Raw genomic sequence first — 17600 nt, 5'->3', positions numbered from 1 at the left:
GTCTTTTAAAGTTTTTTTGAGAATTTTACTTTGCTAAATGAAGAATTGTCATCATACTCAATGTGGCAATTCTTTGATAATTAATAACCTTTAAAACTAGCAAACAATATGAGTAATCATTCTAGACGAAATTTTTTAAAAAATGCGTCTGTCGCAGCTGCGTCGTTTTACATTGTTCCTCGTCACGTACTTGGTAAAGGATATCAAGCACCTTCGGATAAATTAAATATCATGGGTATTGGTGGAGGAGGAAAAGGGTATAGTGATATCATGAATTCTTACAACAAGGGGGCTGAAAACATCGTCGCGATTGTAGATGTAGATGATCGTCAGGTTGCTAGAATAAAGAAAGACTTACCTAAAGCCAATTATTATAAAGATTTCCGTGCAGCATTAGATAAAGAAGGAAACAACGTAGATGCAGTAATCGTGTCTACTCCTGACCATACTCATGCTACTATTGCCATGGAAGCTATGCGCCGTAAGAAGCACGTCTATGTTCAAAAGCCTTTAGCTCACGATATTTATGAGGCTCGTGTTATTGCCGAGAAAGCCAGAGAAATGCAAGTGGTTACCCAAATGGGAAATCAAGGTTCATCCGGAGACGGTGTAAGAACCATGATTGAGTGGTTTGATGGGGGTGTTATTGGGAAAGTACATACAGTTCAAGTTTGGACTAACCGCCCAGTTTGGCCACAAGGAATTAAATATCCATCTGCAGGCTTTGAAGTACCTAAAGAACTAGATTGGGATTTATGGTTGGGGCCTGCTAAATACCGTGAATACAACCCTGCCTTGTTACCATTCAAATGGAGAGGATGGTGGGATTATGGTACTGGAGCTTTGGGAGATATGGGTTGTCACTTATTAGACCCTCCTTTTAAAGTATTAGGTATTCGTGATGCCATCGATGTAGAATGTTCTGTGGGATCTGTATTCTTAAATGACTGGGTACCTGAGTGGATTCCAGAAGGATGTCCTCCATCTTCCATGGTTACCTTGCACTACGGAGCTACTAAGCGCAATCCATCCCCTGTAACTTTAACTTGGTATGATGGTGGTTTACGTGCACCACATCCAGACGGAATCCCTACTTCTGAGGTGATTGGTGATCCAGATGGTTCTAATGGGGTAATTTTGATTGGTACTAAAGGAATCATGACTTGTGGAACCTACGGTATGTATCCAAAAGTATTTAAAAATGGAAAGCAAGTTCCTGCAGAGGAGCTTCCAAAAGCCAAATTGCCTCGCGTAGCTGGGGGTGATAGCGGACATAATACACAGTGGGTTGAAGCTTGTAAAGCTGGCTTCGGTAAAATGGAAGTGAGTTCTCCATTTGATTATGCGGGTCCATTCACAGAGTCTGTATTAATGGGTAACTTAGCCATTCGTTCCTATATGCTTCGTGAAGGCGATGGTAGAAATGCCAAGTACATCGGTCGCCAGAAGCTAACTTGGGATGCGGCTAACATGCGTATTACGAATTTTGATCCAGCTAACCAATTCGTGAGAAGAGAGTATCGCGCGGGCTGGACTTTATAAAAACTATCAAGCTTAAATGGATGAAAGGACGGGTAATATGCCCGTCCTTTCTTATTTTTGCTAAAATATCATGTATGAAACTGGACAGTAAGCTACCTAAATTGACAATTCTTCAAGAAGTAGAATCCTATATTAAAGAAGCGGGGTATCACATCATTGATCAAGATTTTAGCCGACCCTGGGGAGGTTTTTTTGTGCTTGATGAGACTCAGGTGGCTAAGTTTATCGCTCAATATTTTCCTCAATTAAGTATTGATGACATCCAGATTACTCAAAAGTTAAGTCCTAAATTTTTAGTGGTGGCCCCTCATCAGCGTCTTTCTTGGCAGTACCATTTCCGTCGAGCAGAGATTTGGACAGTAGTACATGGGCCCATAGCCGTAGCCATTTCAGCCACTGACGAGCAAGGCGAATATCAAACTTATCAAGCCCAAGAGGTGATTGAATTACCCACTGGCACCAGACATCGCTTGATTGGATTGGATCAATGGGGCTTAGTGGCAGAAATTTGGCAACATACTGATGTTTCCAATCCATCGGATGAATCGGATATTGTTCGCTTACAGGACGATTTTGGTCGGTAAATCAAGAACCACTTATCCGACGCTAAAACCGATAATCTAAAAATAATACAAAAAACTTTGTAGTACTTGAAAGTTTCCTTAGTTTTGTGCTCTTAATTTTTTAGAAATTTAGAAGCATGAAATGTAGAATACTTGAAAAAGGGGCAGAATTGTTCTTCCGTTTCGGAGTTAGATCCGTGACAATGGACACTATTGCCACTGAATTAGGCATTTCTAAAAAAACGATTTATCAACATTTTCCTGATAAAGATGCCATGGTGTACCAAGTACTGGAGTCATTCATACAAAATGACCAGTGCAAATGGGAAGAGTTGAACAAAACTTCTAAGGATGTTATTCATAAAACACTGCAGTCGCTGGAAATTATGAAGACTACCTTAACGGAAATGAATCCGCGCTTACTCTTTGAAGTAAAGAAGTATTTTCCCAAAGCTTATGAAATGTTTAATAAGTACAAGGAGGATTGCATCATGAACTCATTGAAGTCGGATTTGAAAATCGGTATTGAGCAGGGTTACTTCCGTCCGGAAATTGAAGTGGAACTTTTTGCTCGATTAAGAATGGGAGAAGTGGATTTGTCCTTTGACCCAAATTTTTACTCTCATTCCAAATTGTCATTATTTGACACACAGCAAATTTTACTGGATCATTTTATGCGAGGAATACTCACAGAAAAGGGTCTATCTCTCTATTTATCATATCAAAAAAACAACTAAACATGATTCGCCAAAAACTACAATTTATCGGGCTATTTTGTTTCTTGTCTTTGACGGGTATGGCACAAACCTTCAGTCTCAAGGAGGCGGTTGATTATGCGATTCTCCATCATGCACAAGTGAAAAATAGTCAATTGGACTTGCAAAACGCAGGTGCCAAAATTAATGAAATTAAAGCTATTGGTTTGCCACAGGTAAATGGTGGTGTGACTTACACCAATAATTTAATCATTCAAAGAATGTTCATTCCTGCGAAAACCTTCAACCCAAGTGCCGCAGAAGGGGAAATCGTAGCTGCTGAATTCGGAGTTAAAAATTCAGGTATGGCCAATTTCGGACTAAGCCAACTGGTATTTGATGGGACTTATTTGTTAGGTTTAAAGGCCTCAGAAGTATATAAGGAACTTTCAACTAAGAATTTGGTACAAACCAAGCAACAAGTGGCGGAGGCAGTAATGAAGGCCTATTATGGCGTATTAGTGAATGAAAAGCGTTTACAGATTTTACAAGCCAATGTAGGTCGTTTAGATTCCTTATTGAAAGAGACGAAAGCCCTTAATAAGCAGGGTTTTGTAGAGCGAATCGACGTTCAACGCTTGGAAGTTCAATCTAACAATTTAAAAACGGAATTGGAGAATGTCATTCGTATTCAGGATTTGGGTTATTCTTTGTTGAAATTTCAGATGGGGTACCCGATGGAGGAGCCGATTCGTTTGTCCTTAACTTTAGAGCAAGTAGATTTTAAGTTTAATCCATTGGATGAAAATATTCCATTCAATTATGGAAATCGTATTGAATATTCCATCTTAAAGACGCAAGAAGGTTTAGCTGAATTGGATGTTCGTAGCCAGAAGGCAGGTTATTTGCCTCGATTATTGTTCAATTTGAACTATGGTTTTACTAACGGTCGTAAAACATTTGGTGATTTGATTAGCCAATCATGGTTTGATAACTCGACCTTGGGTTTTACCCTTCAAATCCCGATTTTTGATGGATTCTCTAAGAAATATAAAACCATCCAGGCTCAAAATAACCTTCAAAAGGTGCGTCAGAGCTATGATTTAGTAAAGTCGTCCATTGATTTACAGCGCAGTCAATCCATCATTACTTTGAAGAATTCATTAGAATCATTGAAGGAGCAAAAAGCGAATTTGGATTTGGCCAATGAAATATCACGCGTTACTCGAGTGAAATACCAGCAAGGGGTAGGTTCCAATTTGGAAGTATTGAATGCAGAAACTTCTATCAAGGAATCCCAAGCCAATTATTTTACTTCATTATACAATGCCTTAATCGCCAAGGTTGAATTAGAAAAGGCCAACGGTACTTTATACACAGAATAAAACACGATTTTAACAAATATCATATGAAAAATCTTACCATTTTAATCGCCGCCTTAGTACTTGCTGCCTCATGCTCCAAGTCAGTTGATAAAAAACAAGAGTTAGCTGATTTAAAGAAACAAGCTCAAGAAATTAATGCAAAAATCGCTGCCATCGAAAAAGAGATTGGCAAGGAGAGTCCTAAAGTAGCTGAAAAGGTAGTAGCGGTGAGTGTTAGCCCTATTCAAGCGCAAACTTTTAACCACTTTGTGGAAGCGCAAGGAGCTGTGTTAGCAGAAAATACCGTTTTGGTTAGTCCACAAACAGCCGGTGCTATTGTTACTTTACCAGTAGTAGCAGGTCAAGCAGTTAAAAAGGGGCAATTAATTGCCACTTTGGATAATAATATTTTGAAGGAGTCTATGGAAGAGGTGAAACATCAATTGTCCTTAGCTAAAATTTTATTTGACAAGCAAAAATCTTTGTGGGATCAGCAAATTGGTACAGAAGTACAATACTTAAGTGCCAAGTCCAATAAGGAATCTTTAGAAAAGAGATTAGTTACTTTGCAAGCGCAATTAGCCATGTCTAAGGTAGTAGCTCCAATCTCCGGAACAATTGAAATTGTACGTCAGAAGGCAGGGGAAATGGCTTCTCCAGGTTTACCGATTGTGCAGATTGTGAATTTAGGAAACCTGAAAGTTGCCGCTAAAATTTCAGATACATACTTAGGCTCCGTGAAAGTTGGAGATCCTATCGTTATTAAGTTCCCAGATATCAATAAAGAAATCAAGGCTAAAATTTCCCATGTTTCACAGTTGGTTAATCCATTGTCTAGAACTTTTGACATCGAAGCTCATATTCCTAATGTAGGAAACGAGTTGAAGCCGAATCAATTGGCTGTGATCAATATCAATGATATTTCTAAAAACAACGCCATTGTATTAGATGAAAATCTAGTTCAAAAAACGGAGAAGGGAAATTTGATTTATGTGGCAGTAGATGAGTCAGGAAAAAAAGTAGCTCGTGCTCGCCAAGTGACCATCGGATTGTCTTATAACGGGCAAGCTGAAATTATTTCAGGAATTAAGGTAGGTGACCAAGTGATTACTCAAGGTTACCAAGATTTGGTAGATGGTCAAGCAATTTCATTCTAATCTGAATTAACCACATCATGGAAAAAAATATTAAAAACGAGCAGTTGCCCGAAGGGAAAGGACTAATCTATAATATGATTGGTTGGTTGGGGCAAAATCGTACAACCATCTACATCTTTACCTTCATCATTTTTATCGCAGGACTAGGTATATATAAGCAGTTGCCTAAAGAGCAATTCCCCGATATAGTTGTTCCTCAGATGGTTGTGCAGACAGTTTATGCAGGAACCACACCTACGGATATTGAAAATGTAATCAATAAGCCTATTGAGAAGCAGCTCAAGGCAGTTACAGGGGTAAAAAGTGTAAAATCCAATGCATTACAAGATGTATCAGTCATCATTGTTGAATTTAACACGGATGTCGCGGTGCCAGTGGCTAAGCAAAGGGTACAAGATGCGGTAGATAAATCCATTGCTGATTTGCCAAAAGATTTGACCAGACAGCCCTCTGTGGCAGAGGTCAACTTTTCGGAGTTCCCCATTATGAATATCAATATCGCTGGGGATTATCCTTTGGATAAATTAAAAAAATACGCAGAGGATCTACAAGATGAGATTGAAGGGATGCCCGAAATCAATCGTGTGGATATCATTGGAGCCCTAAAGCGTGAAATTCAAATCAATTTGGACTTAGCTAAAATGCAAAGTTATGGTTTGACTTTCTACGACATTCAGTCAGTCGTTCAAGGAGAAAACGTGAATATTTCAGGTGGAGAGTTGCCCGTTAATGGAGTAAGACGTTCTTTGCGTGTGACGGGTGAGTTCAAGAGCATGGAGCAATTGTCCAATATCATCATTCGTTCTAGTACAGGAGCAGTAGTTCGTTTAAAAGATGTAGCTCAAGTGAAAGATAGTTTTGAGGAGAAGCAAGATTTTGCTCGCTTGAATAATAAGTCGGTTATTACCTTGAACGTAATCAAGCGTGCAGGTGCCAACTTGATTGATGCCGCCGACCGCATTGAAAGTACCATTGAAGAATACAAAGAATCTCGTTTCCCAAGTGGATTAACCGTTTCTATTACAGCAGACCAATCGGAAAGAACGCGTGGAGACTTAGCCGATTTAATTAATACGGTTATTCTAGGTTTCGTTTTCGTGGTGATCGTATTAATGTTCTTCATGGGTGTGCGTGATGCCGCTTTTGTGGGATTGTCTGTACCCTTATCGGCCTTGCTGACTTTCTTATTCATGCCAGGGTTTGATTTTACTTTAAATACCATTGTCCTTTTTGCCTTTTTATTGAGTTTAGGTATCGTGGTGGATGACGCTATTGTGGTGATTGAAAACGCACACCGATTGTTCAATAACTTTAAGAAATTGACTATCGTGGAGGCTGTAAAATTGGCTGCATCAGAAGTTTTTGTGCCAGTTTTATCGGGTACCTTAACCACAATCTCTCCATTCTTGCCATTGTTGTTTTGGCCGGGTATTGTGGGTGAATTCATGAAGTTTTTACCTATCACTTTGATCATTACCTTGTTTGCCTCTTTGTTTGTGGCCTATGTTATGAATCCGGTATTTGCCATGTCATTTATGAAAAGACATGATGAAGAGGTGAATGATGTAAAGAATCCTAAGTTTGCTGACATTCGCAAAACAGTGTTTGTATTGTTGAGTCTAAGCATAGGAGGTTATGTCTTGGGCTTTAAATTGGGACATTTTGGATTTGGTAATTTCTTCGTATTTGCCTTGATTATTTATGTGTTTAACCACTTTGTTGTCACTCCGAAATGGATTGTTCCTTTCCAAGATAAAACCCTACCTGCCTTTAAAAATGCTTATCGTAGAGCAATTTCTTGGGTATTAGAAGGTAGAAGGTCGGTTTATGCAGTAATATCTGCCTTTGGATTATTGATATTTTCATTTATTCTTTTTGGCATAGTAAAACCTAAAGTAATCTTCTTCCCTTCAGGAGATCCAGATTATGTGTACTTGTACGCTAAAATGCCCATTGGTACAGATGCTGTAGTGACTGATTCCATGACCAAGGTGATTGAAGGAAGAGTATTTACTTTCTTGAAGAAAGAAAAAGCCATGGGAATCGTGAATTCAGTAATCTCTAATGTGGGTAAAAACGCAGGGGATCCTATGAATCCCGATCGAAGTGCTACCCCACACAAGAGCAAGGTAACTGTGGCTTTTGAAAAGGTTCAAATGAGAGGGGGTATTTCCACGCAAGATTTGTTGACCAAATTGCAAAATTCATTCAAAGCGAATCCAATTCCTGGCGTGGAAATGGCGATTGAAAGAGAAAGAAATGGTCCGCCAACCGGTAAGCCTATTTCCATTGAAATCGCTGGAGATGATTTTGGGGTCTTATTGGATTTAGAGAAGAAGGTAATTGCCTCGATTCAAAAAGCTGGAATCCAAGGAATTCAGGAATTGAAATCGGATTTGGTGACTAATAAACCGGAGATCATCGTAGATGTTAACCGGGAGAAAGCTAGTCGCGAGGGAATTTCATCTGCCCAAGTGGCCATGGCAATTCGTGGAGCCTTGTTCGGAGTGGAAATTTCTAAGTACCGCGACGTGAAAGACGAGTATCCAATCCAACTGCGCTTGAAGGGAGATGCTAGAAATCAAATTGAAAAATTACTCTCAATGAATATAACCTACCGAGATATGAACTCAGGAGGTATGTTACGCCAAGTACCATTGAGCTCAGTAGCTGATATTCGTTATGCTTCTTCGTTTAGCCAGATTAACCGTAAAAATCAAGAGCGCGTAGTAACGCTAGGTTCGGATGTGATTGAAGGCTATAATGCTAATGAGATTGTAGCGGAATTGAACGGTCTGTTTGAGACGATGGATATCCCGCAAGGCTATAAAATAAGAATGGGAGGCGAGCAAGAGCAGCAGCAAGAAACAGGGGCATTTTTAAGCGTAGCCTTTATTGCGGCTTTGATTTTAATCTATTTAATCTTGGTAACCCAGTTCAACTCTGCCGTGAAACCTTTGATTATTTTCGCTACCATTTTATTGTCCTTAGTAGGTGTGATATTAGGATTTTTGGCTTTTGGAATGACTTTCTCTGTCTTGATGTCTGGAGTAGGTATAATTGCCTTGGCTGGTATCGTGGTGAAAAACGGTATTTTATTGATTGAGTTTATTGAGGAGCTTCGCTTCCAAAGAGGATATGACTTAAAAGAGGCTATTATTGAAGGAGGGGGAATTCGATTGACTCCAGTATTATTGACTGCTTCTGCTGCCGTTTTGGGTTTAATACCTTTGGCATTAGGATTAAGTATCGACTTCGCAACCATGTTTACCGAGTTGGATCCACATATTTTCTTTGGATCTGATTCTGCGGTATTCTGGGGAATCTTAGCCTGGACAATCATTTTTGGTTTGACATTCTCTACAGCCTTGACCTTGATCATTGTTCCATGTATGTATTATTTGTCGGAGCGTATCAAACAAAAATTGCGTAAAACGGCATAGTTATTCATGATAAAATTATTTTGGGGATTAATGCAAATACCTCGGACACTGTCCGAGGTATTTTATTTTTATAGCCATGATAGGCGATTGCAAAGAGGTATATGTCCTTTAATCTTAAGTACGCTACCAATACTTATTCATAACATTTTATCGGTCAAGCTTGTTTTACATGGTTAAGTGTGCTTAAGCGGTTATCACGCATAAAAAATCGAATTAATCTCATTAAATTGAAAATCAAAATAATCTAAATTCATGAAAAAGCTTCTATTACTATTACTCTTTCCTTGGAGTCTTTTTGCTCAAGATAGACCTTATGGTAAATTGTGGGCTACACGTTCCGAGGTAATTGCCCAAAACGGTATGGCTGCCACTTCTCACCCTTTGTCTACCCAAGCCGCCTTAGATGTACTCAAAGCAGGCGGAAATGCCATAGACGCGGCCATTGCTGCCAATGCCATGGAAGGAGTAGTGGAGCCTCATGTGAATGGAATTGGTGGAGATTTATTTGCCATCGTTTGGGATGCTAAAACCAAGAAATTGTATGGATTGAATGGTTCAGGGAGATCGCCTAAATCCCTGACTTTGGCAGAATTAAAAAAGAGAGGATTAAAGCATATCCCTAGTGTAGGCCCGCTTCCTGTCAGTGTACCCGGTTGCGTAGACGCATGGTTTGAATTACACAAGAAATTCGGCTCCATGCCCATGAATAAAATTTTAGAGAAGTCGGTGTATTATGCCAGAAACGGATTTCCTGTTCACGGGGAGCTGGCCTCGGCTTTACAGCGAGTGGAGGCGAATTATGGAAAATTTCCCAATGTAGCTCAGCATTATTACCCTCAGGGTAAGGCGCCACAATTGGGAGATGTGTTCAAAAATCCTAATTTGGCCACAACGCTAGAGAGAATTGGCAAGGAAGGCCGAGATGTATTTTATAAGGGCGATATGGCAAGAACCATGGATGCTTTCATGAAGAAAAATGGAGGATTCTTAAGCTATGAAGATTTAGCTACCCATACTTCGACTTGGATAGATCCTGTTTCAACTAATTACCGGGGTTATGATGTTTGGGAATTGCCACCGAATGGTCAGGGAATTGCTGCCTTACAGATGTTGAATATTTTAGAAGGCTATGACTTCTCCAAAATTAAACATGGTAGCGCAGAGCACATCCACTTGTTTACGGAGGCAAAAAAGTTGGTTTTTGAGGATCGTGCCAAATACTATGCCGATCCTGAATTCGCTAAAATTCCAGTTTCCAGCCTTATTTCTAAATCCTACGCTGCTGAAAGAAGGAAATTGATTCAAATGAATCGAGCCTCGAGACATTATGATGCTGGAAACCCAGCATTAAAAGATGGGGATACTATTTACTTGACGGTTGCGGATAAAGATGGTAACATGGTTTCTTTGATTCAAAGTAATTATCGGGGTTTTGGTTCTGGCATGATGCCAGATGGATTAGGCTTCATGTTTCAAGATAGAGGGGAGATGTACAGCTTAAAAGAGGGAGAAAATAATACCTATGCTCCAGGCAAAAGGCCTTTTCATACCATTATCCCTGCATTTGTTACCAAAGATGGACAGCCGTTTTTAAGTTTTGGTGTGATGGGTGGGGCATTTCAGCCGATGGGCCACGTGCAGATTGTCATGAATGTAGTTGATTTTGGTATGAACATTCAAGAAGCTGGAGATGCCCCACGATTAAATCATGAGGGTTCATCCGAGCCAACAGGAGAGGCGATGGAATTGACAGGTGGTACGATCACCTTAGAAAGTGGATATCCTTATGAAGTCATTCGGGAATTGTTGCAGAAGGGACATCAGGTGGGTTATATGAATGGAATTTATGGAGGATACCAAGCCATTCGCTGGGATCCTATAAGAAAGGTATATTTTGGCGCGTCCGAATCTAGAAAAGATGGGCAAGCCGCAGGTTATTAATTTGAATGCATGGTCATTTTAGCTAAACGTATTTTTACAGGATATGAATGGTTGGTGGATCAACAAATCCTTGTACACCAAGGTCGCATCCATCAAATAAAACCCGTAGAGGGAGAGCTTGAGGGGAGCGGTTTCATTTGTGCTGGTTTCATCGACTTACAAGTCTATGGTGGTTGTGAGCGCTTATTTTCCAATCATCCCACCGTGGATTCCATTGAGAAGACTTTTGATGAGCATCACAAAACTGGAACGACACAATTCCAAATTACCTTAAATTGCTCTCCTAAGGAAACGATGTGGAAGGCTATTGATGCCTGTAAATCATATTTGTCTCGGGGGGGTAAGGGGCTTGTTGGCTTGCATCTGGAAGGCCCATTTTTCAATCCCATTCGAAAAGGTGCGCATAAGGAGGAGTTTGTCCAAGCTCCCTCTGTGGAGTTTATTAAGGAAATTGTGGATCGAGCCGGGGATTTACCTATCTACATGACCATTGCTCCTGAAATGTTCTCAGAGGAGGCCTTGGATTATATTTTAAAGAGCCCCATCATGGTTTCCTTGGGCCATTCTGATGCAAGCATTGAGCAGGCCAATTTGGCATTGTCCAAAGGAGCTAAACGTATTACACACCTCTTTAATGCGATGTCACAATGGCAAAGTAGAGCTCTGGGTTTAGTTGGAGCTAGCTTCTCGAGCGATGCCTGGACCAGTATCATTGTGGATGGTTTGCATTGCGATTTTCGTTCGGTGAAATTAGCCAAGGAATTGAAAAAGCATCGATTGTTTTTGATTACCGATGCTGTAACGCACGATATTTCTGGTCCGTATTTATTTGACAAGAAGGATGGAAAGTTTACCAATGAGTCGGGGACCTTATCAGGTTCTGCCTTGACTATGGAGCAGGCCGTTCAAAATTGCGTTAATGAGGTGGGGATAGATGTGGAAGAGGCAATTCGTATGGCGACTCTTTATCCAGCGCAAGTGGCTGATTTGGATCAAGATTTAGGAACGGTAGAAGAAGGGAAAAGAGCTTGTCTCTTATATATGAGTGATGATTTAAAAGTTCAACAAGTATGGTTGGACGGTGAACCCCTGATGGATTAACATGATTCAATTTCCCTCTAAACAAGCACAAGTTCAGACCACCATTTTTACTAAAATGTCGGCCCTGGCCACTGAGTATGGGGCTTTGAATTTATCACAGGGTTTTCCAGGGTTTGATTGTTCTGAAGAGCTGCAGGCTCTATTGGCATTCTATTCCAAAGGTCATAATCAGTATGCCCCGATGGCTGGAGTACCTGTTTTTAAACAGAGTATAGCCGATAAAACTAAGTTGTTTTATGGCATTGAAATGGATGCTCAAAAGGAGGTAACTGTCGTTTCAGGTGCCACAGAGGCATTATTTTGCGCCATTCATTGTTGTGTTTTTCCTGGTGACGAAGTCATCATGTTTGACCCAAGTTACGATGCCTATGATCCCGCAGTTCGTTTGGCTGGGGGAATTCCCATTCATCTAGCTATGGATGCTCAAAAGGGTTTTCAGATTGATTGGGAATTACTAGCGAGGACTATTAGTCCTAAGACAAGGGCCATTATGGTCAATACCCCACATAATCCTACGGGTGCCATATGGTCGGAAGAGGATTTAAATGCTTTGGCGGAGATAGTTAAGGGGACCAATATTTTGATTATTTCAGATGAGGTGTATGAGCATATTGTTTTTGATGGAAAGAAACATTATTCGGTATTGCTTCATCCAGAATTAAGAAAAAGAAGTTTCGTATGTGGCTCATTTGGAAAGACTTACCACATTACGGGTTGGAAAATTGGCTATTGTTTGGCGCCAGAATATCTGACTAGGGAATTCCAAAAGCTCCATCAATGGGTTACCTTTTCCAGCGCGACTCCCTTACAATATGCTCTATCAGACTATTTAAAAGAGCCCAAACACTACCTGGGCTTAGCTGATTTTTATCAGCGGAAAAGGGATTTGTTTGCTGCTGCCTTTGCGGGTAGTCGCTGGAAGCTTTTACCCAGTCATGGTAGTTTTTTCCAATGCATAGACTATAGTGAAATAAGTGATGAACTAGATGTAGATCTAGCTGTGCGATTGACCAAAGAAATTCAAGTGGCATCCATTCCCATATCGGTATTTTATCAAAAGCCCCCGAGCGACAAAATCCTGCGCTTTTGTTTTGCTAAAAACGATGATATTTTGCTAGAAGCGGCGAGCCGACTGGTACAATTATAAGGGCAATTTTTCGCCAATCCTTTCTAAGTGCTTGGCTGCTTGATGGATGGCCTCTTCTAAAGTAATCGGAGGTGCCAAAATGGGAAATACTGGGATGTCTTTCATGCTAGGAGGAATCAATTCCTGATCTTGTAAGCCCCCGCATACCAATATGATAGGCTTTTCAAATCGTTTGCTGTGCTCAATAACGGTGGAAATCAGTTTCCCTTTCCAAGATTGCACGTCTATTTTGCCTTCTCCACTGATAATGATATCGGCCTGTTGGGCAAATTGATCAAATGCCACCATGTCCAAGATCCATTCAGAAGCTAAGTGAATACTAGCCCCTAAAAAGAACATGGCACCGGCACCTAATCCTCCTGCCGCACCAGCGCCAGGAGCATCTGCGATTTTTTTATCATTAAAAAATGATGCCAAATTCACTAAGCCCCGGTCCAAGTCCTTGATCATAGCATCATTAGCCCCTTTTTGTCTGGCAAAAACATGAGCCGCCCCCATCGGACCATATAATACATGGCGTACGTCAGTGGAAACTTGGAATTGAACTTGTTTAAATTGGGCAAGAAATTGACTCGGTATGATGCGATGAATATGGATTAAATTGGCTCCGATGGGCTTCAACTCTTTTTCCTCCTCATCCAAAAATTTGAAGCCTAAAGCGGTCGCCATACCCATACCAGCATCGTTGGTAGCAGATCCTCCTACCGTTAAAGTAATTTTTTTAGCGCCAAGTTCTAAGGCCGATCGAATGAGCTCGCCTGTTCCGAAGGTGCTAGTTATTGCCGGATTCCGCTCTTCTTTTTTCAGTAATTCAATGCCAGAAGCACGAGACATTTCAATGAAGGCATGTTGCTTATCTTCTAACCAAAGAAAAGGGGCTTCAATCAGTTTAAAAAGAGGATTGTTGACTTTGATTTTAACCCATTGCCCTCCTAAAGTTTCTTGAATGACTTGTAAGGTGCCTTCTCCTCCATCAGCCAGGGGCAAAGATTGAATCTCTGCTTCAGGATGAGTCTTTTTTATGCCTTTACTAAGGGCATGACAGACTTCCGCAGCGGTCAATGAATCTTTAAATTTATCTGGACAAAGTAAAATGCGCATCACCTGAATTTGAAATGAAATTAATCAGAATTTACTAATTCCGCGAATTTATTTGCAAGGGCTTTTTCGGGGGAAATCCATTCTGTACTTTTGTGTTTTCAAAAGCTAAATGATGTTTTCCATGCTTAGAATCTGTGCGAGTTTTTTACTTTTAGGAATGATGCTTTCCTGTACCAAGCAGCCAGATTTAGCAGGTTTCGACTTGGAAAAATTTGTTCAAGATGAAGCAGGCTGTCAGGATATGCGCAAAGAGCAAGTGGCTTGGTTAAAAGCGCACAAAGAAAATTTGAAGGGAGTTAGCTCCAACGATATTGAAGATTTATTCGGGAAGCCTGATATTCAGCAGTTGGCCGATCGTAATCAAGAATATTACATCTATTTCTTAGAAAAAGGGCCACATTGTGAGAAAATCACCAATCCATCCCAATCCTATTCCATGGCATTTAGATTTAGTGCCATTGGTTTAGCTACGGAAATTACCTTTCAAAATGGCTTACCTTGATTATTTGGTAAACCAGCCTACTACGGTACTTGAAAATCCTACTACAAAACTAAAGATGAGTGGAGCCACAAATCCACTGACTTGAAATCCAGGTACATATAGCTCAGTCAGGTAGACTATTCCCACATTGATAACCAAAGAAAATAATCCCAGGGTCATGAAGGTAATAGGGAAACTAATGATTTGTAAGAAAGGCTTGACAAATGAGTTTAAGAATCCCATGACCAAAGCTACCAAAAGGGCAGTAGTGAAACCATCCACCACGATACCTTTTAAGTAGCGCGGAATGATTAAAATAATCCCTGCAATGATGATGTAACGAACGATGAATCCAATCATATGCTGTTATTTGTTGTGTCTTTCTTTAAGTAAGGCTACAATTTTTTCTAAGCCTATTCCGCGATCTTCTAACAAGACCAATAGATGGAAAATTAAATCTGCCGCTTCACCTTTGAATAATTCATCGTTATTGGACATTGCCTCAATCACGAGTTCTACAGCCTCTTCGCCCACTTTTTGAGCTACTTTATTAGTGCCTTTTTGGAATAATGAAGCCGTGTAAGACGTATCTGCCGAAGCGCCTTTTCTAGAACGGATGATATGCTTTAAGTAATCTAGCCAAGCTGCATTATCTTGATTGGAGGTATTAAAACAAGTATCGGCACCCGTATGACAGGCTGGTCCCACAGGGTTAACCTGAATTAAGAGCGTATCATTGTCACAGTCTAGAAGTATATTTTTAACATGAAGGAAATTGCCTGATGTTTCACCTTTTGTCCATAAGCGCTCTTTGGAACGAGAGTAAAATGTAACGATTTGATCCGCCTGAGTTTTTAGGTAGGCTTCTTCATTCATGTACCCCAGCATTAATACTTGTAATGTAGAGGCATCCTGAATCACGGCAGGGATTAATCCTTTAGAAAAGTCGGGGCTTAAGCTCATTTTATTAAATAATCAGTGAATTTATTAAATACGCATGGGAATTCCTTTGCTGGAAAGGTAATTCTTTAAATCGCCTATGCTTATTTCTTTGAAATGGAAAATACTAGCTGCTAAGCCGGCGTCGGCTTTTCCATCGGTAAAAACTTCATAAAAATGCTCCATACTTCCTGCGCCGCCAGAGGCGATGATGGGAATAGAGGCATGAGTAGATATATGAGCCGTCAAAGCATTGGCAAATCCAGCTTTTGTACCATCGGCATCCATGCTGGTTAATAAAATTTCTCCAGCACCTCGATTCTCCACCTCCTTGGCCCATGGAATGGTTTGAATTTCAGTTATTTTTCTTCCTCCATGGGTATGCACCCAGTCTTTCCCATCCACCAATCTAGTATCGATGGCTACGATGATGCATTGAGAGCCAAATTGCAAGGCTAATTCATCAATCAAATCCGGATTTCTAACAGCGGAGGAATTGATAGACACTTTATCCGCGCCGGCATTTAACAAAGCCGAAACATCTTGAATGGAAGAAATACCTCCACCCACCGTGAAAGGGATATTGACATGGCGGGCTACTTCACGCACTAAATTAACTAAGGTTTTTCGGTCGTCTACCGTAGCGGTAATATCTAAAAATACCAATTCATCCGCTCCTTCCTGAGCATATAAAGCCCCTAGTTCTACCGGGTCCCCAGCATCACGCAAATCCACAAAATTGGTCCCTTTGACGGTTCTGCCGTCCTTAATATCTAAGCAAGGAATGATTCTTTTGGTTAACATGCTGATTCTTTAGAAAAGGTGGCTAATTCAGCTAAACTAATACGGCCTTCATAAAAGGCCTTTCCCACAATAACCCCAAAGATATTCATATCACGTAGTCGATATAAATCGTCTAGGCAGGACACTCCCCCACTGGCAATTAGATTCAATTGGGGTTCTTGGGCTTGAATTTTTTCATATAAATTAAAACTTGGCCCCTGCAACAATCCGTCCTTGGCAACATCTGTGGAAATGACATATTGTACACCTGCTTGACAATAATCTCTTAGAAAATCATAGATAGAAATATGGGAGTTTTCTTGCCAACCAGATACAGCAATTTGCTCATTTTGCGCATCTGCCCCCAAAATGATTTTATCTGCTCCGTATTTTTTTAACCAATTCCTGACCAATTCGGGCTTTTTGACGGCAATACTTCCTGCTGTGATTTGTTTGGCTCCTGCAGAAAAAGCCATATCAATCATTTCATCTGATTGAACCCCACCTCCAAAATCAATATGTAAATTGGTTTGGGAGGCTATTCTTTCTAGTACCTGAACATTGACAATTTTTTTTGCTTTTGCACCATCTAAATCGACTAAGTGTAATTGTTGAATGCCTGCTCCTTCAAACTCTTTCGCAATTTCTAAGGGGTCAGCATGATACACTTTTTTCTGGGCATAATCGCCCTGGGTTAAGCGAACACATTGGCCTCCTATAATATCAATAGCGGGAATTACCTGGAACATAAATTATATGGCAAGAAAGTTTTCAATAATTCGTTGGCCTGCCATTCCGCTAATTTCAGCGTGGAATTGGGCGGCATAAAAATTGTCTCGGTGTAACATGGCAGAGAATGGCTGTACATAATTACATTCCGCGGTGGTGAAGGGATTCACTGGAACATAATAGGAGTGCACAAAATAGACAAACTCTTCAGGTTTCAAGCCTTCCATCAAGGGATTATCTTGAATAGCTCGGATGGAATTCCAGCCCACATGTGGGATTTTCAAGTCGGAAGATTGAAATCGCTTAACTTCCACATCAAAAACACCCATACAAGTCGTGTCGTTTTCTTCTGAGTGCTTACAAAGCAGTTGCATACCAATGCAAGTAGCCAAAACGGGTTGTTTTAATTGAGGAATTAATTGATCTAATCCCTTTTCTTTCAAATGCGCCATGGCTGTGCTAGCTTCGCCTACTCCTGGAAATATGACTTTATCAGCTTGTTGTAAAATTGAGGTATCGTCAGTCCACTGATATTTTACTCCAATTCGGTCCAAAGCGTACATGACGGAGGCAACATTTCCAGCATTGTATTTGACGATAGCAATATCCATAGA

Annotated in this window: 16 protein-coding genes; 10 read left to right on the top strand and 6 right to left on the bottom strand. The window is 40.5% G+C overall.

Features of this window, described 5'->3' with window-relative positions; all coding sequences use genetic code 11:
• Nucleotides 1-108: 108 nt before the first annotated feature.
• The 9 genes from ESB04_RS11810 (at nucleotide 109) to ESB04_RS11770 (ending at nucleotide 12953) form a co-directional block, all read left to right on the top strand.
• Nucleotides 109-1542 (top strand): Gfo/Idh/MocA family protein, encoded by a 1434-nt coding sequence (locus ESB04_RS11810; RefSeq protein ID WP_129027951.1) that lies wholly within the window; start codon nucleotides 109-111, stop codon nucleotides 1540-1542.
• A gap of 74 nt (nucleotides 1543-1616) precedes the next feature.
• Nucleotides 1617-2126 carry a cupin domain-containing protein gene (locus ESB04_RS11805; protein ID WP_129027950.1) on the top strand — a complete coding sequence of 170 codons (510 nt, stop codon included), beginning with the start codon at nucleotides 1617-1619 and terminating at the stop codon, nucleotides 2124-2126.
• 116 nt (nucleotides 2127-2242) lie between these two features.
• Nucleotides 2243-2842, top strand: a complete 600-nt coding sequence (locus ESB04_RS11800) for a TetR/AcrR family transcriptional regulator (RefSeq protein ID WP_129027949.1) — start codon at nucleotides 2243-2245, stop codon at nucleotides 2840-2842.
• A 2-nt stretch (nucleotides 2843-2844) separates the two neighbouring features.
• Nucleotides 2845-4185: a TolC family protein gene (locus ESB04_RS11795; RefSeq protein WP_235832239.1), complete on the top strand. Its 1341-nt coding sequence runs from the start codon at nucleotides 2845-2847 to the stop codon at nucleotides 4183-4185.
• A 23-nt stretch (nucleotides 4186-4208) separates the two neighbouring features.
• Nucleotides 4209-5321 carry an efflux RND transporter periplasmic adaptor subunit gene (locus ESB04_RS11790; protein ID WP_129027948.1) on the top strand — a complete coding sequence of 371 codons (1113 nt, stop codon included), beginning with the start codon at nucleotides 4209-4211 and terminating at the stop codon, nucleotides 5319-5321.
• A 74-nt stretch (nucleotides 5322-5395) separates the two neighbouring features.
• A complete protein-coding gene (locus ESB04_RS11785) occupies nucleotides 5396-8764 on the top strand; it encodes an efflux RND transporter permease subunit (RefSeq protein WP_235832241.1) in 3369 nt (1122 codons plus the stop codon).
• 252 nt (nucleotides 8765-9016) lie between these two features.
• A complete protein-coding gene (ggt, locus tag ESB04_RS11780; protein WP_129027946.1) occupies nucleotides 9017-10705 on the top strand; it encodes a gamma-glutamyltransferase in 1689 nt (562 codons plus the stop codon).
• A gap of 9 nt (nucleotides 10706-10714) precedes the next feature.
• Nucleotides 10715-11806, top strand: coding sequence for an N-acetylglucosamine-6-phosphate deacetylase (nagA, locus tag ESB04_RS11775; RefSeq protein WP_129027945.1), 1092 nt, complete (start codon nucleotides 10715-10717; stop codon nucleotides 11804-11806).
• A 1-nt stretch (nucleotide 11807) separates the two neighbouring features.
• Complete coding sequence (locus ESB04_RS11770; protein WP_129027944.1) at nucleotides 11808-12953, top strand: methionine aminotransferase; 1146 nt, start codon at nucleotides 11808-11810, stop codon at nucleotides 12951-12953.
• Here the strand turns inward: ESB04_RS11770 and ESB04_RS11765 are convergent.
• The gene (locus tag ESB04_RS11765; protein ID WP_129027943.1) at nucleotides 12948-14054 is read right to left on the bottom strand and encodes a glycerate kinase; all 1107 of its coding nucleotides are present in this window, start codon (nucleotides 14052-14054) and stop codon (nucleotides 12948-12950) included. The genes ESB04_RS11770 and ESB04_RS11765 overlap by 6 nt on opposite strands.
• A gap of 121 nt (nucleotides 14055-14175) precedes the next feature.
• On the opposite strand from ESB04_RS11765, the gene ESB04_RS11760 reads away from it, so the two are divergent.
• On the top strand, nucleotides 14176-14556 hold the full coding sequence (locus ESB04_RS11760) for a hypothetical protein (protein WP_129027942.1): 381 nt from the start codon (nucleotides 14176-14178) through the stop codon (nucleotides 14554-14556).
• On the opposite strand, the gene ESB04_RS11755 is transcribed toward ESB04_RS11760, so the two are convergent.
• From ESB04_RS11755 to hisH, 5 genes are read right to left on the bottom strand one after another with little or no spacing between them, the layout of a single operon-like run.
• Nucleotides 14557-14895, bottom strand: a complete 339-nt coding sequence (locus ESB04_RS11755) for a phage holin family protein (RefSeq protein ID WP_235832238.1) — start codon at nucleotides 14893-14895, stop codon at nucleotides 14557-14559.
• A 6-nt stretch (nucleotides 14896-14901) separates the two neighbouring features.
• Nucleotides 14902-15498, bottom strand: a complete 597-nt coding sequence (gene hisIE / locus ESB04_RS11750; RefSeq protein WP_129027941.1) for a bifunctional phosphoribosyl-AMP cyclohydrolase/phosphoribosyl-ATP diphosphatase HisIE — start codon at nucleotides 15496-15498, stop codon at nucleotides 14902-14904.
• Nucleotides 15499-15522: 24 nt separating this feature from the next.
• Entirely contained in the window at nucleotides 15523-16278 is a 756-nt protein-coding gene (gene hisF / locus ESB04_RS11745; protein WP_129027940.1) for an imidazole glycerol phosphate synthase subunit HisF, read from the bottom strand.
• Nucleotides 16272-17006: a 1-(5-phosphoribosyl)-5-[(5-phosphoribosylamino)methylideneamino]imidazole-4-carboxamide isomerase gene (gene hisA / locus ESB04_RS11740; protein WP_129027939.1), complete on the bottom strand. Its 735-nt coding sequence runs from the start codon at nucleotides 17004-17006 to the stop codon at nucleotides 16272-16274. The genes hisF and hisA overlap by 7 nt, the downstream gene beginning before the upstream one ends.
• A 3-nt stretch (nucleotides 17007-17009) precedes the next feature.
• On the bottom strand, nucleotides 17010-17597 hold the full coding sequence (gene hisH, locus ESB04_RS11735) for an imidazole glycerol phosphate synthase subunit HisH (protein ID WP_129027938.1): 588 nt from the start codon (nucleotides 17595-17597) through the stop codon (nucleotides 17010-17012).
• Nucleotides 17598-17600: the final 3 nt, after the last annotated feature.

Source organism: Aquirufa rosea, assembly GCF_004118285.1.
Classification (GTDB): Bacteria; Bacteroidota; Bacteroidia; order Cytophagales; family Spirosomataceae; genus Aquirufa; species Aquirufa rosea.
This window is presented reverse-complemented; position numbering and strand designations above follow the sequence as displayed.